Origin of the sequence: Bifidobacterium choladohabitans (assembly GCF_016102005.1) — a bacterium.
Taxonomy (GTDB): Bacteria; Actinomycetota; Actinomycetes; order Actinomycetales; family Bifidobacteriaceae; genus Bombiscardovia; species Bombiscardovia choladohabitans.
Map to the genome: position 1 here is coordinate 426,227 of NZ_JACFPL010000002.1, position 26,345 is coordinate 452,571.

Consider the following 26,345-nt stretch of genomic DNA (forward strand, 5'->3'; position numbering starts at 1 on the left):
GCTCACTCGTTGTTGGGATTGGCGGGCTGCGGGTTGCGGCCCATGTCCTTGGCGACGTGGCTGATCCGCTGCCAGACGGTGACGATGCCCAGCAGGGCCAGCAGGATCAGGAAGCAGCTGAGCACAGCCAAGGGCAGCCCGGCACCGGTCAGGGCCATGCCCACCAGGATGATGACCAGCCGGTCCGACCTGGTGGCGATGCCGTTCTTAGCCTCGAAGCCCTCGGCCTCGGCCCGGGCCCGGGCGTAGGAGGTGACGAAGGAGGTCATGATGGCGAAGAGGGCTGCAGCCATGCCCACCTGGGCCCAGATGTCGGGACCCTGGTGGCTGCCATCGGCCACCCAGGCCAGCTCATGGCGGCGCAGGTAGATGATGACCCCGGCCAGGACGGCCCAGTCGGCTATCCGGTCAAGGGTGGAGTCCAGGAAGCCCCCGAACTGGGTGCCACCGCCGGTCAGCGCGGCCACGGACCCATCCAGGGAGTCGAAGGCCACCAGGATGGCCAGGACGATGGCCCCGGGCAAAAGCCAGCCGGTGAACCCGGTCGCGATGGCGACCAGGGTGGTGCCTACGGCTCCGCTGATGGTGACACCGTTGGCGCTCACGCCCAGACGAACCAGGCCGCGGGCGATGGGGGCGATGATGCGCTTCCAGGGGCGTCGTAGATGCTCGAACATTGGTCAGTCCTGACTGCAGGAGGTGTTCGCTCGGAAGTCGTCCGCCGAGTTGATCTGGGCGCGGACCTTGATGGCCTCGTTGATCCAGGCGCGGGCCTGCTCCACGGGCACCCCGTTGAGCTGGCTGCCGTCGCGGAAGCGGAAGGAGACCGCGTTCTTGGAGACGTCCTCCTCGCCGGCGATCAGGATGAAGGGGGCCTTGGACTTGGCCGCGTTGCGGATCTTCTTGCCGAAGCGGTCGTCGGAGCGGTCGATCTCGCAGCGGACCATGTCATCGCGCAGCTGGTCCAGCAGGTGCTCCAGGTGGGGGGCGAACTCGTCGGCAACGGGCACGGCCTGCACCTGGACCGGGGCCAGCCAGGCCGGGAAGGCGCCGGCGTAGTGCTCCAGCAGGATGGCGAAGAAGCGCTCGATGGAGCCGAAGAGGGCCCGGTGGATCATGACCGGCCGCTGGTGGGAGCCGTCGGCGGCGATGTACTCCAGCTGGAAGCGCTCGGGCAGGTTGAAGTCCAGCTGAATGGTGGAGACCTGCCAGGTGCGCCCGATGGCGTCCCGGGCCTGCACGGAGATCTTGGGCCCGTAGAAGGCGGCGCCCTCGGGGTCGTCGACCAGCTCCAGCCCGGAGTCCTTGGCCACCTCGGCCAGGGTGTCGGTGGCCTCCTCCCAGACCTCGTCGGAGCCGACGAACTTGTTAGGATCCTTGGTGGACAGCTCCAGGTAGAAGTCGTTGAGGCCGAAGTCCTTCAACACCTTGAGCACGAACTGGAGCAGGTTGGTCAGCTCCCCCTTCATCTGGTCCCGGGTGCAGTAGATGTGGGAGTCGTCCTGGGTCAGGCCGCGCACGCGGGTCAGGCCGTGGACCTCGCCGGACTTCTCGTAGCGGTAGACGGTGCCGAACTCGAACAGCCGCAGGGGCAGCTCCTTGTAGGAGCGCTGGCGGGACTTGAAGATCAGGTTGTGCATGGGGCAGTTCATGGGCTTCAGGTAGTAGTCGAAGCCCTGGCGGGTGACCTTGCCGTTGGCGTCCTTCTCCTCGTCCAGGTGCATGGGCGGGTACATGCCGTCCTTGTACCACTGCAGATGGCCCGAGATCTCGTAGAGGTGGCCCTTGGTGATGTGCGGGGTCTGCACGAAGGAGTAGCCGTTGCGCCGGTGCATTTCACGGGAGTAGTCCTCCATGGCGTTGATGACGGCCGCGCCCTTGGGGTGGAAGACGGGCAGGCCGGGCCCGATCTCGTCCGGGAAGGAGAAGAGGTCCATCTCGGCGCCCAGCTTGCGGTGGTCGCGGCGGGCGGCCTCCTCCAGACGGGCGGTGTAGGCCTTCATGTCGTCCTTGTTGGCCCAGGCGGTGCCGTAGATGCGCTGGAGCATGGGGTTCTTCTCGTCCCCGCGCCAGTAGGCGGCGGCCGTGCGCATGAGCTTGAAGCTGCGGATGTAGCGGGTGTTGGGCAGGTGGGGGCCCCGGCAGAGGTCCTTCCAGACCGTGTTGCCCTCGCGATCCAGGTTGTCATACATGGTCAGCTCGCCGCCGGTGGCCACCTCGGTGGCCTCCTCGCTGTTGATCTCGGCCTCCTTGGCCCCGATCAGCTCCAGCTTGTAAGGCTGGTCGGCCTCCTCCTTGCGGGCCTCCTCCTCGGTGACCACGCGCCGGCGGAAGCTCTGGGAGGACTTGATGATCCGCTTCATCCGCTGTTCGATCTGCTTGAGGTCGTCGGGGGTGAAGGGCTTGTCCACGTCGAAGTCGTAGTAGAAGCCGTCTTTGATGACCGGGCCGATGCCCAGCTTGGCGTCCGGGCGGATCTCCTGGACGGCCTGGGCCATGACGTGGGTGGCCGAGTGTCGCATGATGGCCAGCCCCTGGTCGCTCTCCAGGGTGATGGGCTCGACCTTGTCGCCCTCGTGCAAGGGTGTGTAGAGGTCGCGTGGCTGCCCGTTGAGGTTGACGGCGATGATGTCCTTGTCGTCAGCAAAAAGCTGGACGCCAGTCTGATCCGCCGCCACCTCCTTCCGTTCGCCCTTGACGATGATGGAGATGCTCGACTGTGTCATGAATGCCGTCCTTGCTATCGGAGCCCGCGTTACAGGGTGCAGGCTGGACATGGTTATCGAGCCACAGCCTAGGTCGTCACTCAGACAAGGAGGGGCCTTTGTTGCCCATGGAGCGCAGGTAATCCTCGGCTTCCCGGACCAGCTCTTCGGCGGCCGGCTCGTCCACCTGGGCCTGGTCGACATCCATCTCCAGACGGTGGACGTAGTTGGCCAGGTCGTCGTTGCAGCGCAGGAGCATGCCGGCCTGGGCCTTCCACTCGGCGGCCTTGCGTGGCAGCTCCCCCTCGTCAAGGTGGACGCCAAGCATGGCCGAGAGCCTTTGCAGCAGCTGCAGGGTGCCCTGGGCGCACTCGTCGCTGCCCAGGTACTGGGGCACGGAGACCCAGATGGACTCGGTGCTGTAGCCGTCCTGGGTGGCCAGGGCGTCCAGAACGGTGGGGATGCCTATGGGGCCGGAGTGGCCGTCGGTGTCGGTCTTGGGCTGGTCGCCGGCCAGGTCGTCGATGGGCAGGGGCCTGGTGTGGGGGCAGTCGGCGAACATGGCGCCCAGGGTGATGATGGCCTCGGCCTCGTCGTCTTCGGCCCAGTGGATGCTGCGCCGGCAGAAGTCGCTCCAGTGGTAGTTGGGCTCCGGGCCCATCTCCAGCAGGAGGGTGTGGGTGTCATCAATCCGCACCCGGTAGATCTTGGCGGAGGGCCAGATGATCCGCCGCCGACCCTGCACGTGGCAGAGCATGGGCCGTGACATCTGGTAGTCATAGAACCCGTCGCCCGGAATGCTGCCGATCTCGTGGGACTCGTAGACGTTCAACAGGTGGCGGATGACGTTGGTCGAGGCTGAGCACGCATCGTTCCAGCCATCGAAGGCGGCCACCATGGTGCAGTGCTGCCTGGCTTCTTCACTCATACCTCTCACCCTACCGGTAGGAAGCCTTGTATTGCGCGGCTTTGCCATCAGCGGAGGGTGGCTCTATGACGCGGCGACACGCGCTTTTTGCCAAGTGCGGAGGTCTACGCTACAGTAGTGCAACGTGCTTCGGCAGTCACCACCACGGTGAAGGTTGAAAGTGCGGGCATAGCTTAGTTGGTAAAGCGCGACCTTGCCAAGGTCGAGACCGCGGGTCCGAGTCCCGTTGCCCGCTCGAGGTTTCGAGCAGTTTAACCAATACGGTGGGTTAGCCAAGCGGTTAGGCAGCGGCCTGCAAAGCCGTATAGACGAGTTCGACTCTCGTACCCACCTCTCTCTCGAAACGAGAATGACCCGGGCGGTTGGCGCAGAGGTAGCGCACTTCCCTGACACGGAAGGGGTCACTGGTTCGAATCCAGTATCGCCCACGAGGATCACTTCGGTGGTCTTTCCCAATCCGGGCGATTGGCGCAGCGGCTAGCGCACTTCGTTCACACCGAAGGGGTCGCAGGTTCGATTCCTGCATCGCCCACCTGGATTTTCCCCTCTCCCCTATTCTCCATCCACTAACAGTTCTCAGTCAGCAATCGGCAGTTTATAAACCTTCTGAATTGTCAGTGATCGAATCCCCAATGATTCCTGGCTAATGATTCCTGGCTAATGATTCCTTCATCGGAAATTCAGGTAATAAATTATTGTTAGCAGACCAGCCGAGATTTATTTTTCGGGCTTGCTTTAGGCAGCCGACTCCGCTGAATTATGCACAAACCGCCCCTGCAATGCCGGTTGTCATGGCGGATGGCGAACGGAGTGTTGAGCATGTCCGGGACCTTGTGATAATTTGCTCTTAGCAACAGGTCGGGGGACCTGCCAGAAACGGGAGTACCTGATGCATCCTTGAAGAGGTGATAGTATGAAGAAAGGCCTAGGCCAATGAGGGCACGTTACTAGCCTGGCTGATTCTGCAATGCATCACAGCTTGAGGAAACTGTGGGCTCCCTGTTTTACCTATGTCATACTTGCGTGGTCTGTCTGTGTGGCCACGTCCCGGTTGTCGCCAGTGGCGGCGGCCGTGCTGTAAAGCTCCTCCGGCGGCACAGAAATATACCCCCCTCTCCTGCCGCCGGAGGTTTTACTTTTTAGGCCCTATTTGAGGGCCTGCAGGTACCGGTAGAGGGTGGGGATCGAAATCTTGAGCTCGGGGGCGACGATGCCTACCGCGCCCTTGATGAGGAAGATGCCCCGGTCCTTGATGTTGCGGATGATGTCCAGCCTGTCCTGCTTGGTCAGCTTGTCCATGGGGATGTTGAACTGGCGGACCTCATCCCTGGTGATCCTGCGGATGTTCTCGGCAGGCTCCTCGCTCACGTGGCGGCGGGAGGTCTCGGTTGAGATCTGCACATCGTTGGAATCGATCGAGGACAGGGTCTGCAGCACATGCGCCGCCTGCTGCAGCTCGGTGATGTTGATGCTGATGCAGAGCAGGCCAATGACGGTCTGCTCCCGGTTGCGGATCAGGTAGGAGGAGACGCGGAACTCATGCTTGTTCAGGCGGCGCCCACGGTAATCGGAGACGAAGTCGGCCCCGTCCTGGTCGGCCCGTATGGCCAGCTGGAGCGTCTGGTCCGTAATCCCGTCGCCCAGTGAGCGTCCGGAGAGCTGGCCGTTGCGGATGAAGACGATGGAATTCTCCGGGCGGGTGATGTCATGCACCACAATCTCGGCCATGGGACCGAAGGAATCGGCTATGAATTCTGCCAGGGGAAATACCTCTTCAAGGTTGTCTACTGTGAAATGCATGGCTGATCCTCAACATCCTAACAGGGCGGCTTGTAGCCACCGGTTGGTGCTGCGGGAAGCGAAAGGCATTGGATGGCGTGATATGGTCCATCACCTCCATACCAGCCAATCGGCCTCCTCTACTCCCGTATATTAGACCTTCTTTTGCGCACTTCTGTCCGTTGCATACGGCCTATCGAGGCCGCAGGAGAGCCGAAGTACCGAAGGAGTTTTCATGGTAGCGCACGAAAGCGGCTGAATCTTGCTTTTCGCAAACCCGGCCAGTCGTAACGGACGCAGCGTTGTAGCGAAGCCGCTTCCCACCTATCCTGCAGGACAGGATGAGAGCGGACACCTGGTAATCAAGGGGAACCGAGTGATTCAGAAGCTGAGGATAAGTACCTGTAGCGCGCCTAGGACAAAGTGCATGAACAATGTGAGTCTGGTCACGTATTTTGGGATCGGCTGGATTTGAAGACGACTTTGCCAAAGAAGTTGAATAGGTTGATACGACACATGTCTGAATGGGTAAACAGCGGCCTGGCCGTTGTTTCCTCCTCTTCCAGGCGGGGGTGGGGGCGTGCATGCCTGTCCTCGGCTGTTGCCTGCGGAAGTGTGGTGGGGGCGCGGGAGGGAAGTGTCGGCTCTCTTGGGGTTTGAGCCTAAAGTGGCACGTTCCTCCCTGCTCCCCCTATGTAGGGCCGGGGGCGGGGGGATTGATACGCCGCCCGGCCGCTCTTACTCGTGCGAAGCATGTAGCAGTCGGTGTTGTTCCCTGCGGTGGCGGCGGGATGCCAGGACCCCGCCCATGCCGGTCATGCCCGTAGTGAGGGCGAGCAGGATGCCTTCCCCGCCGGCCTTGGGGAGTACGCCTGCAGGCAGGTACGTGTATCGAAGGGAGGTGTCGGGCGTTTGGGGTGTGCCGCCCAGCGTGTAGTCCACGCTGACGGTGACCGGGCCCGGCTGGTGCGCGGGCGTAGTCACGGTGACGCTGCTGCCGTCGCCGCGCGTCAGCCCTGATGCGGCGGTCTGGTCGAACCTGATGCCGGTGATCACCAGCTGCAGGTTGAACGACACCGGCACAGGAGCCGACTTGCGGCTGGTAGTGCCGTCGCCGAGCTGGCCATAGTTGTTGTATCCCCAGGCGTAGGCGTTGCCGTCGCTGCCCACGGCCAGCGAATCATGGTATCCGCCGCTGACCTGTGCGGCTTGCAGTCCTTTGCTCTTGTCGGTGGGGCTGCTTGGGTCGCGCACGCGAACAGGAACAACAGATGAGCTGCCGCTGCTGTTGCCGAGGTTGCCATACAAATTGCATCCCCATGCCCAGGCGTACCCGTCGCCGCCCACGGCCAGGGAATGATCGCCTCCGGCGCTGACCTGCACGTAGGTGAAGTCCGCTGGCAGATCCGGGTACGTGTTGCGGTCGGGCGTCTTCACCCTGACCGGCGCATTCCGGCTGTTGCCTGTCCCGTCGCCGAGCTGGCCACCGCCGTTCCATCCCCATGCCCAGGCGTTCCCGTCGCTACCCACGGCCAGGGAATGAGAAGCTCCGGCGCTGACCTGCAGGTAGGTGAAATCCGCAGGCAGGTCCGGGTACGTCTTCCGGTCGGGCGTCTTCACCCTGACCGGCGCATTCTTGTCGGTGCTCGTTCCGTCGCCGAGCCGGCCATAGCCGTTGTATCCCCAGGCGTAAACGTTGCCGTCGCTACCCACGGCCAGGGAATGAGAAGCTCCGGCGCTGACCTGCAGGTAGGTGAAATCCGCAGGCAGGTCCGGGTACGCCTTGCGGTCAGGCGTCTTCACCCTGACCGGCGCATTCTTGTCGGTGCTCGTCCCGTCGCCGAGCCGGCCATAGCCGTTGTATCCCCAGGCGTAAACGTTGCCGTCGCTACCTAGAGCCAGGGAATACCAGTTTCCGGCGCTGACCTGCAGGTAGGTGAAATCCGCAGGCAGGTCCGGGTACGCCTTGCGGTCAGGCGTCTTCACCCTGACCGGCGTATTCTTGTCGGTGCTCGTCCCGTCGCCGAGCTGGCCATAGTCGTTGTATCCCCAGGCGTAGGCGTTCCCGTCGCTGCCCAGGGCCAGCGAATGATCGTATCCGGCGCTGACCTGCACGTAGGTGAAATTCGCAGGCGCGCCTGCAGGTTTCCCCACCATGACCGGCGTGGTCTGTCTGGTGCTTGTAGTTCCGTCGCCGAGCTGGCTGTTGTTGTTGTATCCCCAGGCGTAGGCATTCCCGTCGCTGCCCACAGCCAATGAAAAACCACCGTCCTCATTTTCTGATCCGCTGATTTGGCTGAATCTGATGCCCCGGCTGGCGCTGTCGGGCGGGGTGATGGTCGTGGATTCCCTGCCCAGCTGGCTGCCCTTGTCGGGGCTGATGCTCCACTTGGTGTTCCTGCCTGCGGGCGTCCAGTGGGCGGTCAGGGTCAGGTCCTTGCCGACGGGCCTGCTGAAATCGTAGGCGACATCCCCGGTGAACCACCCGTCGAACAGGAAGCCATCGCGCGCCGGGTCGGGGGAGGGGCGCTTCACCCTCCTGTACGGGGCGGAGACATGCTGGTCTGCTGGTGTGGGGCTTCCGCCGCCTGTGTCGAAGCGGGCCGTGAACGCGGATCCTGGCTCCGCAGCCCGTGCCAGCGGCTGGCCGACCGTGTACCTTAGGCTCCTGGTGAACGGCTTGCCGTCCTGCCTGCCAGTGATGAGGATAGCGGCCTGTCCCGGCTGGCGGGCGGGCATGACCGCCCGCCAGGCATTGTTCTTCGCAGTGAGGCTGAGCGGCTGGCCGTCCAGGCTGGCTGATTCCAGGATGGACGCCTGCGTGGTGTAGATTCTGGCTGACTTGCCGGGCTGGCCCTGCTTGTCCAGGCTCCACTGGTGTAGGCCGCCCTGCCTGCTGATGGCGGCGATCCCGCCGCCGATGCTTGCAGCCCGCACGTACTGCTGGCTCCCGTCGTCCGCGCGCTTGGGGGCTTCGCCGGGCTTCCAGACCCAGACAAGACCATTGGAATCAACCAACGCTGCTTGTGTAGCGTCACTGCTTATTGCTGCGACGGCAGAATGGTCGGGCATAATCAGCAATTCTGGCTGGGTTTGTCCGTTGTTCAGATAACTGGTCTGGCCGGTTGAGTCCAGAAGCACAAAGCCATGATCCGTGGCTGATATCTGAACAATTCGGTGAGCAATCTTGACGTGTTGGATCTGAGCGGTATCAACGGCATCCGGCTTCCAAGCCCAGATTTTGCCCTTGCTGTCCATGGCGAGCAGGCGATCAGCATTGCCAGCCACCTTGATTGCTGAAGCCTGCTTGGGCAGGCTTATGGCCTTTCCTGTCATCTCCCCCTTGATGCTCCATGTGCGTATACGACCATCCTGATTCACTGCTACGAGGTGGTCGGCAGCCATGTCAATGCTGGTGTACGTCGTGGAATCTGCGTCAAGCAAGGCAGGCGTATCCCCACCTTTGCTCCAGGTGTAGATGCGGTGGTCCCTGCTCAAGGCTGCAAAGCCGTTATGGCCAACTATTCCAGTCACGAATCGCACGTCACCGGGTTCGCCCTGCGGCGATGGCACCTGAACAGGCATTTCAGCGTTTGATGTCCAGATGTACAGGCGGCCATCGCCGGTCACGCCGATCAGCTTGTCGTCATGGGCTTCCAATGCGCTGAACGATGGTGAGTCTGCACTCGGGGGTGTGATGGTGATGCTGGTGCCGCCGGAAGTCGGACCATGGTCGGGGCTGAGCGCCCAATCAGTCACCGGGGTCCACTTGGCCTTCAAGGTGATGTCCTTGGTGATCGGGGTGCGGAAATCCATCATCGCGTCATGCTCGGACCAGCCGTCGAAACGGTAGCCGTCGCGCTTCGGATTATCGGCAGGAGGCGAAGCCAAAGCGCCATCCGGCACAGTTACACCTTCCGCTTTGCTTCCATCGGCAGGGTCGAACACCACAGTATGAGAATCAGCAGCAGACTGGGTCCCAGTAGGTGAATAAGAGCTGGATGGCGAGATTCCAAGGGATTGGGAAGATCCTGTCGGGGTTTGAACAGGAGAAGAAGCAGACGACGCCTTCAGCGGCGAGGGGGAAGGCAGACTGGTCGGTTGTAGATCGCTCAGGGAACCGTTATCTACCTGAGCGGTATAACGACCCCCCCCCCCCGTTGACATCTGAGCTGGAGGCGAAGACGGTGCCGGTGGCCATGCCGGTCAGCAGCAGGGGTATCAGCACCATTGCTGACATGAGCGACCGCAGGCCAAACCTATGCGTACGAGAATCGGCAGACGTCGACGACGAAACCACAACAAACCTCCCCAAAGGATTCAAACGCTTGGCTGACCCAGTCCCCCGCAACCATGGGCAGCGCATGAGCAAATCCTATCACGCAGCCATCCGAGCGTCGAATCCCCCGGCAGTTCACTAAGGCTCAGCTGGCCGCTACGCCGCCTACTGCGGGCAGGGCGCCGACCATGAGCATGATGGCCACGAAGATGGCCAGGCCGATCCGGTAGATGACGAATCCCCGGTAGGAGAAGCGCGAGACAATCTTCAAAAAGGCGATGATGACGATGTATCCCAGCAGGAAGCTGACCACGGTGGCGCAGATGGTGGCCCCCCAGCCGGGGAAGGCGGCGTCCGCGTTGATGTTCTTCAAGGATTTTACCGTCTCGAGGATGCCGGCGCCGAAGACGGCGGGGATGGCCATGAGGAAGCTGACCCGGGTGGCGGACTCGCGGGTGTAGCCCAGGGCGCGGCCGAAGGTCATGGTGCCACCCGAGCGGGAGACCCCGGGGATCAGGGCCAGCATCTGCCCGATGCCGAAGAGCAGGGCGTCGCGGGCGCTCATCTGGCGGATCTCCTTGTTCTGGCGGCCGTGGCGGTCGAAGTAGTCCAGCAGCAGGCCGAAGACGATCAGCACCACCACGGTGATCCAGAGGTTGCGCAGCTTGGTCTCGATGATCTTCTGGAAGAGCAGGCCCGCCACCACGATGGGCAGGGTGCCCAGAATGATGTACCAGCCCAGGGCCGCGTCATGGTCCTTGGAGCCCATCCGCTCACGCCAGGAGGAGCCGTCCTTGCCGGCCAGGCAGCGGAACCAGTGGGTCAGTATGCGGGCAATGTCATGCCGGAAGTAGAGCAGGACCGCCAGCTCGGTACCGAATTGGATGATGGCTGTGAAGGCCGCGCCCGGGTCCTGGCCCAGCAGGCCGCCCACGATGCGGATATGGGCGCTGGATGAGACGGGGAAATACTCCGTCAGGGCCTGCACCAGGCCGAACAGAATGGCTTCGAAGAAATTCATGGACCCCTCTTGCTATGTCGGACAACAATGGCAAGCATAGCCACCGCGCAGGGCAGGCAGAGCCAAGGGCCGGGCATGTCTCGCAGAATGCCCACAATGGGTCTTGTCGGAATCGACGACTCGACGAATAGGGGTGTGGATCATCATGGCCAAGACCTACAGAAAATCCAGGGGCGGGGCCCCGGCGGGATTCTTCGAGTGCGAGGGGCGCGGGCTGCAATGGCTGGGCCAGGCCCAGGCGCAGGGCGGTCCCCGGGTGGTGGACGTCTACGACTGGGGCCCGGACTACCTGGACATCGAGGAGGTGACCTCCGCCTCCCCCACGCCCGGCGCGGCCTACCGCTTCGGCGCTCAGCTGGCCCATATGCATGATGCCGGGGCCGACCACTTCGGTTCCGCGCCCGAGGGCTACACGGGCACCTGCTACTTCGGACCCCTGCAGGATCCGCTGCCCATGGACGTGGGTGCCTGGGACGACCCGGCCACCTACTGGGCCAAGGGGCGGCTGGAGCCCATGGTGGGCATGGCCATGGATCGGCGCGCCCTGAACCGCGATGACATGAAGATGACCGAAGAGGTGATCCAGGCTCTGCCGGAGCTGCTGGGCGCTGCCGCCAATGACAAGCCCGCCCGGGTCCACGGGGACCTCTGGAGCGGGAACGTCATGTGGACCAGGAACGACGGGAACACCCAGGCCGTCCTGATCGACCCTGCGGCCCACGGCGGCCACCGCGAGGAGGACCTGGCCATGCTGCAGCTGTTCGGCATCCCCTACCTGGGGCAGATTCTGGACGGCTACCAGAGCGTGCACCCGCTGGCGGCCGGCTACCAGAACCGGACCACGCTCTGGCAGCTCTACGCCATCGCCGGGCACTGCGCCTTCTTCGGCGGCGGCTATGTGAGCGAGTACCGGTCCATGTGCCGGTCGCTGCTGGGCTGACTCAGCCGCCTCAGCTGAAGATGTCCTTGAGCTTGCCGAAGATCCCCTTGCGGCCCCCGACTCCGGCAGGCTTGGCGCTCTGCGGGACCTGCTTGGCCTCTGAGTCGTGGCTGTTGGCGAAGTCTTCAATCAGGCGGCGCTGATCGTCGTCCAGCTTGGTGGGGATCTGGACCAGCACGTGGACGATGATGTCGCCGCGCTCCTCCCGGTTGCCCAGTCTGGTGACGCCCAGGCCCTTGATGGTGATCTCCTGGTCAGGCTGGCAGCCGGCGGGGATATCCACCTGGCGCTGGCCGTCGAAGGTCTCCAAGTCGACCTGGTGGCCCAGCACGGCCCAGGTCATGGGCACGGCGATCCAGCAGTGCAGGTCCTGCCCGCTGCGGGTGTAGTGCTTGTCGGGCTTGATGGTGATGTCCACATACAGGTCGCCTGCGGCACCGCCGCCCTCGCCCACCTCGCCCTGGGAGGCCAGCCGCAGCCGGGAGCCGTCAGCCACGCCTGCGGGCACGTTGACGCCCACCTCGCGCCGGGTAGGCACACGGCCGTGGCCGTTGCAGACCGGGCAGGGGTGCTCGATGATGGTGCCGTGGCCCTCGCACCGCTCGCAGGGTGCCTGGCTCATCATCTGACCCAGCAGGGTCCGCACCACTTTCTGGGCATAGCCCTTGCCGTTGCAGACCGGGCAGGTCACCGGGGAGGTCCCCTTCTGGGCCCCCGAGCCGCCGCACTCCTGGCAGAGGCCGTAGGTGCTGATGGGGGCGCGTACCACGCCGCCGAAGATGGCTGTCTTCATGTCCACGGAGACCTGGGCCAGGGCGTCCCGGCCCGGCTGGGTGCGCGGAATGGGCCCCTGGGTGGTGCCTCCGAAGCCGCCGCCGAAGAACTGGTTGAAGACGTCTCCCATGTCGAAGGGGCTGCCCCCCTGGGAGGCCTGGGGATCGTTGGGGTCCACGCCCGCGTCGTACATGCGCCGCTTCTCGGGGTCGGAGAGCACTTCGTAGGCGCTATTGACCTCCTTGAACTTGTCCTCGTATTCAGGCCCGGCGATGTCCGGGTGGTACTTGCGGCTCATCTTGCGATAGGCGCGCTTGATGTCCTGATCGCTCGCGCCGCGCTCGACTCCCAAAACCTCGTAGTAATCTGCCACCGATCATCCTTTTCGTTTGATGCCCTCTCGACCCATAGTTGCATGGGCCCACGATACCTATGACTTATGCTGCTGCCCTGACGGTCACGGCTCCCCGTCGCCGGCCAGGAAACCGGTCAGATAGGAGGCCACGGCACGAACCGCGCTCATGGTCGCCGGATAGTCCATATGGGTCGGGCCGATGGAACCCACGAAGGCCACGGGCTCGTCCGCTTCGGAGCCGTCGGTCTGCCTGGACCGGGCATGCCCGTATCCGCTGGTCACCACCGAGGCGTGGGCCAGCTCCGGGGTCCGGGTCTCGGTGCCGATGGCCACGCTGACTCCGTTGCTCTCGCGCGAGAGCTCGCTCTGGGCCCGCATGAGCCGCATGAGCACCACCTGTTCCTCCAGGGCGTCCAGCAGCGAGCCCAGATCCCCCAGGGAGACGGCCTGGCTGTGGGTCAGCTGGGAGGTGCCGGCCATGTAGAGGCCGCTGGTCTGTTCCCGGGTGGCCATCTCGTCGAAGACCGTGGCCACCAGGCGCAGCATGGACTTGTCTCGGCCCTCGGTGAGGGAATCGGCCAGCATGCGGCAGCGGTCGGCGGCGCGGTCCAGGGGCAGGTCCTGGCACTGTCGGTTGATCTTGTCGGACAGGTCCGCCAGGGCGTTCGGGTCCTCCTGCAGGGGCCCGTGCAGGGTGCGCTGGACCACCCGGCCGGTGTCGGTGATGACCACCATAAGTACGGTCCCCCGGCTCAGTCCTATAAGCTCGGCCCGGCGCAGGTTCGAGCTGGCCAGGGAGGGCGAGGCCACTACGGCGATCTGCCCGGTGATCTGAGCCAGAAGCCGGGCGGCGTGCTGCAGGGTGTCCTCCAGATTGACCGACCCGGACAGGAAGGCGTTGATCCCACGGCGCTGGGCGGCGGACAGGGGCACGATGGTGGCCAGCCTGTCGACGAAGTAACGGTAGCCCTTCTGGGTGGGGATGCGGCCGGCCGAGGTGTGGGGCTGGACCAGGTAGCCCTCGCTCTCAAGGGCCGCCATGTCGTTGCGCACGGTGGCGGAGCTGACTCCAAGCTGATGATTTCTGGTGAGCGAACCTGACCCTACCGGCTCGCGAGAACGAATATAGTCCTCGACGACCGCGCGCAGCACCAGCATGCGTCTGGTATTAGGCAATGTCGCTCCTTCCGTCATGGTTTCATTATTAGCACTCGGGCCATGAGAGTGCCAAAACGTCGTGCGAAGAGCCGAATTGTGTCGTCTCAAACCGATACGATGGAAACGCATTGTGAAGGTAATCGAACATTTTCGACACAAGTCGAACATGAAGACCTCTAGATTGGAAGGAAAGCAGCACCATATGGCAGATTTCACATGGTCCGAACTCGATGAGCGGGCTGTCAAGATGGCCAAGGTCCTCTCGGCCGACGCGGTCGAGAAGGCCGGAAGCGGCCACCCCGGCTCCCCTATTTCGCTGGCGCCCATCGCTTACGCGCTCTACCAGCACTTCATCCGTCACGACCCCAACGACCCCGACTGGGTTGGGCGTGATCGGTTCATTCTCTCCGGCGGCCACGCCTCGCTGACCCAGTACGTGCAGCTCTACTTCTCCGGGTACGGACTGACCCTGGACGATCTGAAGCGCTTCCGCACCGCCGGCACCAGGACCCCCGGCCACCCCGAGTACGGCCTGACCCCCGGCATCGAGATGACCACCGGCCCACTGGGCCAGGGTCTGGCCTCGGCCGTGGGCTTCGCCTATGGTCAGCGCTACGAGCGCGGTCTGCTGGATCCGGACGCACCCGAGGGGCAGTCCCCCTTCGACCATAAGGTCTGGGTCATCTGCGGCGAGGGCGACGTCGAGGAGGGCGTCTCCTCCGAGGCCAGCTCCCTGGCCGGCGACCAGCGCCTGGGCAACCTGACCGTCATCTTCGATGCCAACCACATCCAGATCGAGGGCGACACCCGCATCGCCCTGGGCGAGGACATCCTCAAGCGCTACCAGGCCTACGGCTGGTACACCGACGAGTTCAGCTTCATCCAGCCCGACGGCTCCTACAAGGAGGACGTCGAGGGCCTGGCTGCCGTCCTGGAGAAGGCCGAGCAGGTCACCGACCGGCCCAAGTTCATTAAGGTGGACACCCTGATGGCCTGGCCCACCCCCGGCAAGACCAACGATCCTTCAGCCCACGGCTCAGCCCTGGGCGCCGAGGCCGTCGCCGGCCTGAAGAAGACCCTGGGCTACGACCCTGAGCAGAGCTTCCAGATCGACGAGGAGGCCCTGGCCCACGCCCGCGAGGTCGCCCAGCGCGGCCTGGCCGCCCACAAGGACTGGGACGAGAAGTACCAGGCCTGGCGCAAGGCCAACCCCGACAAGGCTGCCCTCTACGACCGCATCCATGCCGGCAAGCTGCCCGAGGGCTTCGATAAGGCCCTGGACGACTTGGAGGCTGGCTTCGAGCCCGGCTCCAAGGTGGCCACCCGCAAGGCTTCAGGTGCAGTCATCAACGCCCTGGCCCCCATCATGCCCGAGCTCTGGGGCGGATCCGCCGATTTGGGCGGCTCCAACAACACCAACATCAACGGTGCCGTCTCCTTCGCCCCCGAGGCCGACAAGACCGTCCAGTGGCCCAAGACCAGCAAGTACGGCCGCCAGCTGCACTTCGGCGTGCGCGAGTTCGGCATGGGCGCCATCACCAACGGCATCCTGCAGGGTTCGGACACCAGGCCCTACAACGGGACCTTCTTCCAGTTCAGCGACTATGAGCGCCCCTCGGTGCGCCTGGCCGCCCTGATGGACATCCCCAACCTGTATGTGTGGACCCACGATTCCGTGGCCCTGGGCGAGGATGGCCCCACCCACCAGCCCATCGAGCACCTGACCGCCGTGCGCGCCATCCCCCAGATGGAGGTTGTGCGCCCCGCCGATCAGTACGAGACCGCTGAGGCCTACCGCGCCTTCTTCGAGAAGGACAACACCCACCCCACGGCCATGATCCTGACCAGGCAGGGCGTGCCCACCCTGGAGGAGACCAAGGCCAAGGCCCGCGAGGGTGTGCGCAAGGGCGCCTACGTGCTGGTCGACACCGAGGGTCAGCCGGATGTGCTCATCATGGCCACCGGCTCCGAGGTGCAGCACGCTGTGGCAGCCTCCAAGACCCTGGCTGAGCAGGGCGTCAAGGCCCGCGTCATCTCCGTGCCCTCGATGGAGTGGTTCGAGGAGCAGGACGACGAGTACAAGGAAGCCGTTCTGCCCGCCTCCGTCAAGGCCCGCGTCTCCGTCGAGGCCGGACTGGCCACGCCCTGGTACAAGTACCTGGGCAGCTATGGCAAGCCCGTCTCCATCGAGCAGTTCGGCCTGCAGGGCAGCGGCGACGAGAACATGCGCGACCTGGGCATCACCGCCGATCATGTGGTCGAAGCAGCACAGGCCTCCCTGGAGGAAGTCCGTCGGGCCCGCTGAACCCGGCACCGTGATCAATCGGGGGCCGTCCGCGACGCCGGCCCCCTCCCCTGCAGGCACGCCCGAAACGCGGGTCTGCGGGAATACAGCAACAGACTTCCCGGTAGTGCATAGTGAATGTGATTCCATCGGGAACCCAAATAAGGAGTGACAAGATGGCAGAAAATGCAAACACCCAGCGCACCAGCGATTCAGGTGTCTCGATCTGGTTGGACGATCTGAGCCGCACCCGCATCGAGTCGGGCAATCTGCAGCAACTGATCGCCGAGCGCAATGTGGTGGGCGTGACCACCAACCCCTCGATTTTCCAGAAGGCCCTGAGCCAGGTGGGTCCCTATGACGAACAGCTCAAGCAGCTGGGCCGCATCCCCGTTGAGCAGGCCGTCCGCGAGCTGACCACCACCGACGTGCGCAACGCCACCGACATCTTCCGCGAGGTTGCCGAGAAGACCGACTATGTAGATGGACGCGTTTCCATCGAGGTCGATCCTCGTCTGGCCCACAACACCGAAGAGACCGAGAAGCAGGCCGAAGAGCTTTGGAACAAGGTCGATCGTCCCAACGCCATGATCAAGATCCCCGCCACCCTGGAGGGCCTGCCTGCCATCACCGCCACCCTGGCCAAGGGCATCTCGGTCAACGTGACCCTGATCTTCTCCCTGGAGCGCTACAAGCAGGTCATCGATGCCTTCATCGAGGGCATGGTCCAGGCCGACAAGAACGGCCATGACCTGAAGCACATGGGCTCGGTCGCCTCCTTCTTCGTCTCCCGCGTGGACACTGCGGTTGACAAGCTGCTGGAGGCCAACGGCTCTGACGAGGCCAAGTCCCTGGAGGGCAAGGCTGCTGTGGCCAACGCCCGCCTGGCCTACGAGCTCTTCGAGAAGGCCTTCGACAGCGATCCCCGCTGGGCCGACCTGGAAGCCAAGGGCGCCAAGCGTCAGCGTCCGCTCTGGGCCTCCACCGGCACCAAGAACGCCGCCTACTCCGACTGCAAGTACGTGGACGAGCTGGTGGCCCCTGACGTGGTCAACACCATGCCTGAGAAGACCCTGAACGCTCTGGCCGATCACGGCAACGGCGCTCCCTCGGTCAAGGGCACCTACGAGGAGAGCCACCAAGTGATGCAGAAGCTGGCAGACCTGGGCATCAGCATCAAGGATGTGACCGACAAGCTGGAGGCCGATGGCGTCGCCGCCTTCATCGACTCCTGGGATTCGGTCCTCTCTGACGTGCAGAAGGGCATCGACCGCGTCAACGGCTGAGCGCCTGACTGACAGTCGCTGACTGACACTCGCTGCCAATAAAGATTGTGCCCCCGTCCGGCTCAAACCGGACGGGGGCACAATTTGTATCAGTTACTCGGCCTTGGTCTCCTCGACCACCTGCTGCAGGATGGCAATCAGGGCTGGGCTGTCGTTGGGCATGTTCAGCCTGGTCAGGGTGCCGCCGGCGGACTCGATGGCCTTGGCCAGCTCCATGTCCACGTCGTAGCAGATCTCCAGGTTGTCGGCGATGAAGCCGATGGAGGCGGAAACAATGGTCTTCATGCCGCTCTTGGTGATCAGATCCTTGGCCACGGTGACGAAATCAGGCCCGATCCAGGGCTCCTGGGTGCGGCCTGCCGACTGCCAGGCCAGTACGTACTGGTCCTCATTGAGACCGGCTGCCCGGGCCACGGCATTGGACAGACCGATGACCTCATCCTTGTAGGGGTCCCCTCCCTGGATGATGCGCAGGGGCAGGGAGTGGGCGCTGAAGATCACCTTGGTGTCCGGCCGGTCGGTCAGATCCTTCTTGGCCACCAGCTGGTCGCTCCAGAAGTGGATCAGCTCCTGGTGGTTCCACCAGGACCGGACCGGCAGGTACTCCATGCCCGGATGGGCCTCGATGGCCTTGCGGGCGCGGTTGTGGTAGTCCTCGCTCGAATAGGAGGAGTACTGCGGGGCCAGCGGCAGGCCGATCACCCTGGTGATGCCATCGGCGGCAATCTGGTCGACCGCATCCTTGATGAAGGGGGTGATGTACTTCAGCCCCTCGTAGACCTTGTAGGCGCCGGGATGTGCCTTGTCCAGCGCAGCCTGGAGGCCGTCGCGCTGTGCCGTGGTGATCCTGGCCAGGGGCGAGGGCAGACCGATGGCCTTGTAGCGGCCGACCAGCTGGTCCATGAGCGGCTTGGGGGGCTCCTGCCCATGGCGGATGTTGGTGTAGTACCCCCTGATGTCGGACTCCTGGTAGGGGGTGCCGTAAGCCATGAGGAGGACTGCTGTAGGTTCAGTCATCAGCAACTTCTTTCTGTGAAAATGGAATGCAGTATGTCAGGCCGATATTGACCAGGGCTATGACGATGACCACCAGGAACATGTTCCTGTAGGAGGCCAGACCGGCCTGTCCGCCCACCTTGCCCAGCTCAATGGCCGAGGCGAAGAGCAGGGGGGCGATGGTGGTGCCGATCTTCTTGCAGGCCGACAGCCCGCCGATGGCCTGCATGCGGTTCTCGGGCCCGGCCAGCCTTCCGGCGATGACCTGGAGCGGCGAGGACATCATGGAGCCCATGCCGACCCCCATCAGGAAGGACAGGACCATGAAGAGCTGCAGGTTGTGCAGGGTCAGGGTGATCACCAGGGCCATCAGGCCTATCAGCGACGACGAAAAGACGAGCGTGGTCCGGTAGCCGAACTTGTCGACCAGGAGCCCGCCCAGCCAGGACCCGACCACGGAGCCGAGCCCGACGCCGACCATGACCATGCCGGCCGAGCGGACCGGGAGTCCGAAGACGGAGTGGACATAGGTCGGAATGTAGACGAAGAGGGAGAAGAACATGCCTCCCAGCGTTCCCAGCAGCAGTGTGAGCCCATAGGAGGGCAGCTTGAGCAGGCGGATGGGCAGGAAGGGCATGGTCTCGCTTGAACCGCCAAGATTGCGCTCATGCACCAGGAAGATTGCACCGGCAACCACGGTGACCAGGAGGCATCCAATGATCAGGGCCAGATAGGTCGTGCCGTACTGGAGGAAGGTGATCGCCACCATCAGCAGGGCCAGAGCGATACTGAAGGAGCCCAGGCCCAGGTAGTCGGTCTTCCAGGCGCGGTCGGTCTTCGAGTCGCCCATCATGAACCAGGCCAGAACAAACAAAATGGCCAGGAAAGGCAGCATCATGAAGTAATAGGCCCGCCATCCGTGGGTGATGCCCAGGAGCATGCCCGAAAGGACCGGGCTGACCATGGCGGAAAGGCCGGCGATGATGCCCACCGTGGAGACCTTCCTGCCCTGGTTGTTCCTGCGGGCTCGCTGCAGCAGGACGTTCATGGACAGGACCATGATGCCGCTGTCTCCCAGGGACTGGATGAACCGGCCCAGCAGCATGACCGCATAGTTGGGCGAGACCGCCGTCATCAGACATCCAAGGAACCAGAAGGCCAGCTCCCAGAGGAAGACCTTCCTGGTCCCGTGGGCGTCGGAGAGGTTGGAGGTGATGGGGGTGCCCACCACCAGGCCCAGGGTGTAGAGTCCGACCACCCAGGAGGAGCCCATGGTGGTCAGGCCGAAGGTCCGTGTGATGGACGGCAGCATGGTCGGCACCGCTCCCCCATCCAGCTGGGTGATGAAGACGATGACCATGAAGAACCATATGGGCGTGGAAAGGATCGATCTTCTCTCTCTTGTCGACATGTGTTACTGTCCCAACTGGTCCGTGAGCAGCCTGTCGATGCGCTCGGGATCGGTCCGGGTGCCCACCAGGAAGTAGGGGAATTCGCCGTAGATGGAGCTGGCTTCGATGTAGCGCATCTCGGTGACGATCTTCTTGAATTGGACAGGGTCGTCGGCGAAGAGCGTGACGCCCCACTCATAGTCGTCCAGGCCGATGGAGCCCGTCAGGATGATGGAGACCTTGCCGGCATAGGAGCGACCGATCTTGCCATGGTCGTGCATGTAGGCCTTGCGCTGGTCGTAGGGCAGCGTGTACCAGTTGGCGCCGGGGACGCGGGTCTTCGACATGGGATAGAAGCAGATGTAGGGCTTGTCGGGCGTCTTGGGATGCAGGCTGGCGTTGACGTAGGACCAACCACGGTCTGTTGTCGGTTCGCCCGAGTAAAGGCCCACCTCGGTGACCGATACATAGGAGATGGTCGGCTTCAGATAATCGGAGAGAGGCAGCTTCTCCAAGGAGGTCTCTACCTCCTGCAGCTGGTCCAGGGTCTCCCTGAGAACCATCAGGCCCAGGTCGGCCTTTTGCCCATTGACCTGGCACCAATAATGGCTTCCCTTGCCCTGGGACTGGACCTCGTCCAATTGTGCGGCCAGGGTCTTGAACCCATCCAGGCATTCCCGGCGCTCGTCCTGGGGCACCCGGCGCCACTTGCCCCAATCGATCTTCCAGAAGAGGTGGAGGCAGAACCAGCCCTCCAGGCTCGGTGCAGCTTGCTCAGCCATGAGCACATCCTTTCGCTTGCTTAGCTTGCACGACAACGTGTAATATGCCGCTGATTCGGCACACAGTTACCCACTCTATCCGTCAACCGGCTGAATCGCTGGATTATCCATGCATTGTGAATGACATATTGTGGTAATAGTCAAGGACTAGGAGCATTGCACCAAAGTGGTCCGGATATGGAAAAACCCCGGTCGATGCCGGGGTCAGGTATTTTAGATATTGGTTGTCGGAATCAGGCCAGCTTGTACTTGGCAATGAGGTCCAAGGCGATGATGATGGCCACCCAGATCAGGGCCACGATAATGGTCAGCCTGTTCAGGTTCTTCTCGGCTGCGCCCGAGGTACCGGCATTGGAGCCGATTCCGCCACCGAACATATCGGACAGGCCGCCGCCCTTGCCCTTGTGCAACAGAATCAGCATGGTCAGCAATATGCTGGCGAGGATGACGACGACTTGAAGCACAATCTTGACAATGGTCACGGCACATACCTCCATGTAAGGAACTGGGAACAAGTATACATACACCCGTCGAAAAGCGCATCAGCCCTTGGCGGCCAGTCGCACAATACGTGCGAACTCCTCCACATCCAGGGAGGCGCCGCCCACCAGGAAGCCATCCACGTCCGGCTGGGTGATCATCTGGGAGGCATTCTTGGAGGTGACCGAACCGCCGTAGAGGATCCGTACCGCTTGGCCGGCAGACTCTCCGAACTTGCTTGAAATATGGTCGCGGATGGCCCGGGCGGCCTGCTGGGCGGTATCCGGGGTGGCCACCATGCCGGTGCCGATGGCCCAGACCGGTTCGTAGGCCACGATCAGGTTTTCCATGTCCTCCTTGGCCAGGTCTCGGGTGACGTCGTTGACCTGACCCACGGCGAAGTCCAGCTGGATGCCCTGGCGACGCTCCTCATAACTCTCCCCCACACAGAGGATGGGCTTCATGTCCGCAGCCAGGACGGCCCGGACCTGGTCGACGATGTTGGCATCGTCCTCAGGATGGTACTTGCGCCGTTCGGAGTGGCCCACGATGACGTAGCTGCAGCCCAGCTGAGCCAGCATATCCGCGGACACATCCCCGGTGAAGGCACCCTGGGCGGTGACGGAGACGGCCTGGGCCCCATACTCGATGGGCAGGTTGTCGGCCTCCACCAGCACCTGGACGGAACGCAGGGCGGTGAAGGCGGGCATCAGAGCCACCTGGCAGCGTCTGCGGTCGAAGTGGGCGTCGCGCAGGAGCCAGGCCAGCTTCTGTACGAAATAGGTGGCTTCCAGGTGGTCGAAGTTCATCTTCCAATTGCCGGCCACCAGGGGAATGCGTGCCATACCAGACCTTTCCATCCGCGCAACAACAACAATGCCGGGCCGCCGGATGCGAAACCCGGTGACCCGGCATTGCACGTCTGTATGCCGATTTTACTCCAGCACCTTCAGGCCCGGAAGCTCCTTGCCCTCAAGGAACTCCAGAGAGGCGCCGCCGCCGGTGGAGATGTGCGAGAAGCCGTCCTCGGGGAAGCCAAGGTTGCGCACGGCCGAGGCGGAGTCGCCGCCGCCGACGATGGTGAAGGCTCCGGCCTTGGTGGCGTCGACCAGGCCCTGGGCCACGGCACGGGTGCCATCGGCGAATGCCGGGAACTCGAAGACGCCCATGGGTCCGTTCCAGACCACGGTCTTGGAGTCCACGATCTTGTCGTGGAAGAGCTTCTGGGAGTCGGGACCGATGTCCAGACCCATCTTGTCTGCGGGGATGCCGTCGGCAGGGACCACCTGGTGGGGCGAATCCGCCTTGAACTCGTCAGCCACCACGATGTCGGTGGGCAGGACCAGCTCCACGCCCTTCTCGCGGGCGGTGGCCATGTAGCCCTTGACGGTGTCGACCTGATCCTCCTCCAGCAGGGAGGAGCCGACCTCATAGCCCTCGGCCTTGAGGAAGGTGAAGACCATGCCGCCGCCGATGACCAGCCGGTCGGCCTTGCTGAGCAGGTTCTCGATGACGCCCAGCTTGTCGGAGACCTTTGAACCGCCCAGGACCACGGTGAAGGGCCGTTCGGGGTTCTCGGTCGCCTTGGACAGGGCCTTGACCTCCTTCTCGACCAGCAGACCGGCTGCGGAGGGCAGGAACTTGGCCACGGAGTAGTTGGAGCCCTGGGCGCGGTGGACCACGCCGAAACCGTCGGAGACGAAGACATCGCCCAGGTCAGCGATCTTGCGGGCGTAGGCATCACGCTCGGCCTCGTCCTTGCTGGTCTCCTCGGGGTTGTAGCGCACGTTCTGCAGCAGGACCACGTCGCCGTCGTTCATGGCGGCCACCTTGGCATGGGCATCGGGACCATAGGTGTCCTCGGCCAGAGGAACCTGCACGCCCAGCAGCTCGCCCAGGCGGGCGGCCACGGGGGCCAGGCTCAGCTCGGGAACGACCTTGCCCTTGGGGCGACCCAGGTGGGCCATGAGGATGACCTTGGCGCCCTGGCCACGAAGCTGCTCGATGGTTGGCAAAGCGGCGCGGATGCGGCCGTCGTCCGTGATGGTGGTGCCGTCCAGCGGCACATTGAAGTCCGCGCGGACGAGCACGCGCTTGCCCTTGAGATCACCGAGGCTCTTCAGTGTTTTCATGCGTATCCTTTCTGACTGCGGGTCCATGCGCCCGCTCCCCTGCCATGGTACTCAGGCAGACCGACCTGTGTGAGCTATCTCACTCTTGTTTGGCCTCTTCCTCGGCCCTCTTCTTTTCGACCTTGGTGGCCAGCTGCAGCAGACGGCGGATGCGTCCGGCGATGGCGTCCTTGGTGACCGGCGGATCGGCCAGGCGGCCCAGCTCTTCGAGGGAGGCCTCGCGGTGGTCGAGACGGAGCTGGCCGGCTGCACGCAGGTTCTCGGGGATGTCGTCGCCCAGAATCTCAAAGGCCTTGGTGACCTTGGCGCTGGCCTCGACGGCTGCCTTGGCCGACCGGCGCATGTTGGCATCGTCGAAGTTGGCCAGGCGGTTGGCCTTGCCGCGGGACTCGCCGTCGCTGCGCTTGCCGGTCCACTCACGGGAGGACTTGGGGGCGCCCATCAGGTTGAGCATGCGTTCGATGACGTCCGGATCGCGCAGGGTGACGCGCTCGGAGCTGCGCACCTGGCGGGCCTTGGCGTTGATGCCCAGACGGCGGGCGGCGCCCACCAGGGCCAGGGCGGCCTCGGATCCGGGGCAGACGATCTCCAGGTAGGAGGCCTTGCCCGGGTCGGACAGCTCGCCGTGGGCCAGGAAGGCCCCTCTCCAGGCGGCCTTGACCTGGGCGATGTTGCCGGAGACGATGTCAGCGGGAAGACCACGAACCGGATGCTTGCGGCGGTCCAGCAGACCGGTCTGCAGGGCCAGGGCACCACCCGCTCTCAGCACGCGGACCGAGTAGCGGGTCAGGTTGCCGGTGGGGGCCTGACGCTTGACCTGGATCAGATCGGAATCATGTCCGTAGACGTCCCTGATGGTGTTCTGCAACCACTGCGCTGCCGGCAGGGAATCGAATTGCGCTTCCACCACGATGTGACGCTGAATGATGTGCAGACCGCCGCCGAAGCGGATCATCGCCGCCGATTGTGCTTTCTTGGCAGAGGGGGGTTCGTTGTCAATCGCGGCCAGCTCGCTTTTGACATCATCAAGTAGGGCCAAGAGCCGTCCTCCTACGAAAAAATACTGAAAAATGAATACTTCCAGGCCGCGCGACACACCTGCCGTGCAAACCACCGGATTACTGTGATACCGAATATCTTGGACAAATTGCGCCTTTGGCTATCCGCGGGAACGGTGCGGCAGCTCGCGGGCCGAGACAGTCACCTCCATTCCCCGGGACCGCAGACGGGCGGCCAGAGCGTCGGCCATGGCCACCGAGCGGTGCTGTCCGCCAGTGCAGCCAAAGGCGATGGTCACATAGTGCTTGTCCTCGCGTGCATAGCCGCTGAGCGCGGTCAGAATGGCCGTGGTATAGGCATCAAGGAACTCCTTGGCACCCTTGCTGGCCATCACGTAGTCACGGACCGGGCCGTCGTGGCCGTTCAGGTCGCGCAGCTCGGGGACCCAGTAGGGGTTGGGCAGGAAGCGTACATCGGCCACGAAGTCGGCATCGATGGGCAGGCCGTACTTGAACCCGAAGCTCATGATGTGCACGCCCACGGTGGTCGGGCCGGAGCCCAGGACCATTTCGTACAGGCGGGTGGAGAGCTGATGGATGCTCAGGTTGGAGGTGTCGATGACCATGTCGGCACGTTCCTTGAGCCCGGCCAGCAGGCGGCGCTCCTCCCGGATGCCGTCGATCAGGCGGCCCGAGCCCTGCAGGGGGTGGGGACGGCGGACGGACTCATAGCGCTTGACCAGCACCTGGTCGGAGGCATCCAGAAAGAGGATGCGGCAGCGCACGCCCAGGTCGTCCAGGTGGCTGAGCACGGCCGACAGGTCGTCGAAGTAGGAGCGGGAACGGACGTCGATGACGGCGGCCAGGCGGTGCAGGGAGCTCCCTGCCGAGGTCATCATGTCGACCAGGGGCACCAGCAGGCGCGGGGGCATGTTGTCGACCACATACCAGCCCATGTCCTCCATGGAGTCGGCGGCGCGGGAGCGGCCTGCGCCGGACATGCCCGTGATCAGCAGCACCTCGAAGCCTGCGAAGGGCGGTTTTTCCGTCGTCATCGTCATGCCTCCCTCAAGGCTTGGTCCATCGCGGTCACCGGAACAGCGGCCAGGGGTCGGTCGGTCATCAGCGCCACCTGACGCACGGCTTGATAGAGCAGCATCCGTTCACCACTCATGGCCCGGGCGCCCGGCCGGCGGCAGAAGGCCTTCATGAGCGGGGTGGGCCGGGGGTCATAGACCACATCCAGCAGGACCAGGCCCATGCGACCGTCGTCATCAGCCGTATTGAGCAGATCGGCCAGGGGGTCGGCTGCACCCGAAGGCAGGGTGGAGACGACAATCCGGGCACCGATCAAGGCCTTTTCGGCTGCCTCGACCTGATCCATGGCGGTGACGGTGGGCTCAGGCAGGTCCAGCCGGGAGGCGAGATCCAGCATGTGGTCGCAGTGCTTTGGGTTGCGGGCCAGCAGGTCCACACGTTCGATCCCCAGCACCTTCAAGGCACAGAAGGCGGACTCGGCTGTGTTCCCGTTGCCGATGACCAGGGCCCGCGCTCCCCCATACGGTTGGTCGGGAAGCTGGTCCTGTCGCCCCTGACCGGCTGCCTCCAGCAGGGCGGCCAGATCATCAGGGTTTTCATCGGCCCGGCAGCGGTCGGCTGCCTCCAGCAGGGCGGCAACAATCCCCTCCACATCGGTGTTGTACAGGGACAGCCCATTGGCGGGGCCGCCCTGCCCAAAGACTGCGGTGTTGGCTACGCCCAGGGTCCTGGACCAGTGGTCGCTAAAACCACCCAAGGGGCCGACAGCGCTCTTCAAGGGCATGGTCAGGCTGAGACCGGACCAGGAGGGGTCCAGGCCATGGATAAAGTCCGCCAGGCCGTCAGCGTCCATGCGTACACGGTCGTAGCGCCAGCCGTCCAGACCCAGTGCGGCATAGGCTGAGCGATGCAGGAGGGGCGAAAGGGAATGGCTGATGGGGTCGCCCAGGACGGCACAACGACGATCAGGCCCATTCATATCTGCAATCACGCACCAATCAAGATCAGGGCATGGCCCT

Annotated in this window: 20 protein-coding genes and 4 tRNA genes; 7 read left to right on the forward strand and 17 right to left on the reverse strand. The window is 63.7% G+C overall.

The window, feature by feature from the left end; translation table 11 throughout:
* Positions 1-2: 2 nt before the first annotated feature.
* The 3 genes from pgsA to H3S97_RS05335 form a co-directional block, all read right to left on the reverse strand.
* A complete protein-coding gene (gene pgsA, locus H3S97_RS05325; RefSeq protein WP_198219881.1) occupies positions 3-677 on the reverse strand; it encodes a phosphatidylinositol phosphate synthase in 675 nt (224 codons plus the stop codon).
* A gap of 3 nt (positions 678-680) precedes the next feature.
* A complete protein-coding gene (thrS, locus tag H3S97_RS05330) occupies positions 681-2,726 on the reverse strand; it encodes a threonine--tRNA ligase (RefSeq protein WP_198219882.1) in 2,046 nt (681 codons plus the stop codon).
* 76 nt (positions 2,727-2,802) lie between these two features.
* On the reverse strand, positions 2,803-3,633 hold the full coding sequence (locus H3S97_RS05335; protein ID WP_045924425.1) for a PAC2 family protein: 831 nt from the start codon (positions 3,631-3,633) through the stop codon (positions 2,803-2,805).
* 162 nt (positions 3,634-3,795) lie between these two features.
* On the opposite strand from H3S97_RS05335, the gene H3S97_RS05340 reads away from it, so the two are divergent.
* From H3S97_RS05340 to H3S97_RS05355, 4 genes are all read left to right on the forward strand, one after another.
* A tRNA-Gly gene (locus H3S97_RS05340) sits at positions 3,796-3,868 on the forward strand.
* A 27-nt stretch (positions 3,869-3,895) separates the two neighbouring features.
* A tRNA-Cys gene (locus tag H3S97_RS05345) sits at positions 3,896-3,966 on the forward strand.
* A 23-nt stretch (positions 3,967-3,989) separates the two neighbouring features.
* Positions 3,990-4,061, forward strand: a tRNA-Val gene (locus tag H3S97_RS05350).
* Positions 4,062-4,092: 31 nt separating this feature from the next.
* A tRNA-Val gene (locus H3S97_RS05355) sits at positions 4,093-4,165 on the forward strand.
* 614 nt (positions 4,166-4,779) lie between these two features.
* On the opposite strand, the gene H3S97_RS05360 is transcribed toward H3S97_RS05355, so the two are convergent.
* From H3S97_RS05360 to H3S97_RS05370, 3 genes are all read right to left on the reverse strand, one after another.
* Positions 4,780-5,433, reverse strand: a complete 654-nt coding sequence (locus H3S97_RS05360; protein WP_198219883.1) for a helix-turn-helix transcriptional regulator — start codon at positions 5,431-5,433, stop codon at positions 4,780-4,782.
* A gap of 717 nt (positions 5,434-6,150) precedes the next feature.
* The gene (locus tag H3S97_RS05365) at positions 6,151-9,318 is read right to left on the reverse strand and encodes an RCC1 domain-containing protein (protein WP_332468267.1); all 3,168 of its coding nucleotides are present in this window, start codon (positions 9,316-9,318) and stop codon (positions 6,151-6,153) included.
* Between the two features lie 518 nt (positions 9,319-9,836).
* Positions 9,837-10,712: an undecaprenyl-diphosphate phosphatase gene (locus H3S97_RS05370; protein WP_029678827.1), complete on the reverse strand. Its 876-nt coding sequence runs from the start codon at positions 10,710-10,712 to the stop codon at positions 9,837-9,839.
* A 145-nt stretch (positions 10,713-10,857) separates the two neighbouring features.
* Here H3S97_RS05370 and H3S97_RS05375 point away from each other — a divergent pair, with 145 nt between their 5' ends.
* Positions 10,858-11,652 (forward strand): fructosamine kinase family protein, encoded by a 795-nt coding sequence (locus H3S97_RS05375; RefSeq protein WP_198179650.1) that lies wholly within the window; start codon positions 10,858-10,860, stop codon positions 11,650-11,652.
* Positions 11,653-11,662: 10 nt separating this feature from the next.
* Here the strand turns inward: H3S97_RS05375 and dnaJ are convergent, their stop codons facing one another.
* Both dnaJ and hrcA read right to left on the reverse strand, forming a co-directional pair.
* The gene (dnaJ, locus tag H3S97_RS05380) at positions 11,663-12,799 is read right to left on the reverse strand and encodes a molecular chaperone DnaJ (RefSeq protein WP_198177784.1); all 1,137 of its coding nucleotides are present in this window, start codon (positions 12,797-12,799) and stop codon (positions 11,663-11,665) included.
* Positions 12,800-12,883: 84 nt separating this feature from the next.
* A complete protein-coding gene (hrcA, locus tag H3S97_RS05385; protein WP_144085722.1) occupies positions 12,884-13,957 on the reverse strand; it encodes a heat-inducible transcriptional repressor HrcA in 1,074 nt (357 codons plus the stop codon).
* A gap of 184 nt (positions 13,958-14,141) precedes the next feature.
* Between hrcA and tkt the strand changes: the two genes are divergently transcribed.
* Together tkt and tal are read left to right on the forward strand one after the other, a co-directional pair.
* Positions 14,142-16,244: a transketolase gene (gene tkt, locus H3S97_RS05390; protein WP_198219885.1), complete on the forward strand. Its 2,103-nt coding sequence runs from the start codon at positions 14,142-14,144 to the stop codon at positions 16,242-16,244.
* Between the two features lie 155 nt (positions 16,245-16,399).
* Positions 16,400-17,509 (forward strand): transaldolase, encoded by a 1,110-nt coding sequence (gene tal, locus H3S97_RS05395; protein ID WP_198219886.1) that lies wholly within the window; start codon positions 16,400-16,402, stop codon positions 17,507-17,509.
* 93 nt (positions 17,510-17,602) lie between these two features.
* Here the strand turns inward: tal and hemH are convergent, their stop codons facing one another.
* The 9 genes from hemH to H3S97_RS05440 all read right to left on the reverse strand — a co-directional run bounded on the left by hemH (position 17,603) and on the right by H3S97_RS05440 (position 26,305).
* Complete coding sequence (hemH, locus tag H3S97_RS05400) at positions 17,603-18,526, reverse strand: ferrochelatase (RefSeq protein WP_198219887.1); 924 nt, start codon at positions 18,524-18,526, stop codon at positions 17,603-17,605.
* Positions 18,519-19,916 carry an MFS transporter gene (locus tag H3S97_RS05405; RefSeq protein ID WP_198219888.1) on the reverse strand — a complete coding sequence of 466 codons (1,398 nt, stop codon included), beginning with the start codon at positions 19,914-19,916 and terminating at the stop codon, positions 18,519-18,521. The genes hemH and H3S97_RS05405 overlap by 8 nt, the downstream gene beginning before the upstream one ends.
* 3 nt (positions 19,917-19,919) lie before the next feature.
* Complete coding sequence (gene hemQ / locus H3S97_RS05410) at positions 19,920-20,678, reverse strand: hydrogen peroxide-dependent heme synthase (RefSeq protein WP_198219889.1); 759 nt, start codon at positions 20,676-20,678, stop codon at positions 19,920-19,922.
* A gap of 233 nt (positions 20,679-20,911) precedes the next feature.
* Entirely contained in the window at positions 20,912-21,160 is a 249-nt protein-coding gene (gene secG / locus H3S97_RS05415) for a preprotein translocase subunit SecG (protein ID WP_198177778.1), read from the reverse strand.
* 60 nt (positions 21,161-21,220) lie between these two features.
* On the reverse strand, positions 21,221-22,003 hold the full coding sequence (gene tpiA, locus H3S97_RS05420; RefSeq protein WP_198177777.1) for a triose-phosphate isomerase: 783 nt from the start codon (positions 22,001-22,003) through the stop codon (positions 21,221-21,223).
* A gap of 90 nt (positions 22,004-22,093) precedes the next feature.
* Positions 22,094-23,290 carry a phosphoglycerate kinase gene (locus H3S97_RS05425; protein ID WP_024628061.1) on the reverse strand — a complete coding sequence of 399 codons (1,197 nt, stop codon included), beginning with the start codon at positions 23,288-23,290 and terminating at the stop codon, positions 22,094-22,096.
* 79 nt (positions 23,291-23,369) lie between these two features.
* Positions 23,370-24,329, reverse strand: coding sequence for a DNA-binding protein WhiA (gene whiA / locus H3S97_RS05430; protein WP_198219890.1), 960 nt, complete (start codon positions 24,327-24,329; stop codon positions 23,370-23,372).
* A 120-nt stretch (positions 24,330-24,449) separates the two neighbouring features.
* Positions 24,450-25,343, reverse strand: coding sequence for an RNase adapter RapZ (gene rapZ / locus H3S97_RS05435; RefSeq protein ID WP_155805045.1), 894 nt, complete (start codon positions 25,341-25,343; stop codon positions 24,450-24,452).
* Positions 25,344-25,345: 2 nt separating this feature from the next.
* A complete protein-coding gene (locus tag H3S97_RS05440; RefSeq protein ID WP_198219891.1) occupies positions 25,346-26,305 on the reverse strand; it encodes a shikimate dehydrogenase family protein in 960 nt (319 codons plus the stop codon).
* Between the last annotated feature and the right edge of the window lie 40 nt (positions 26,306-26,345).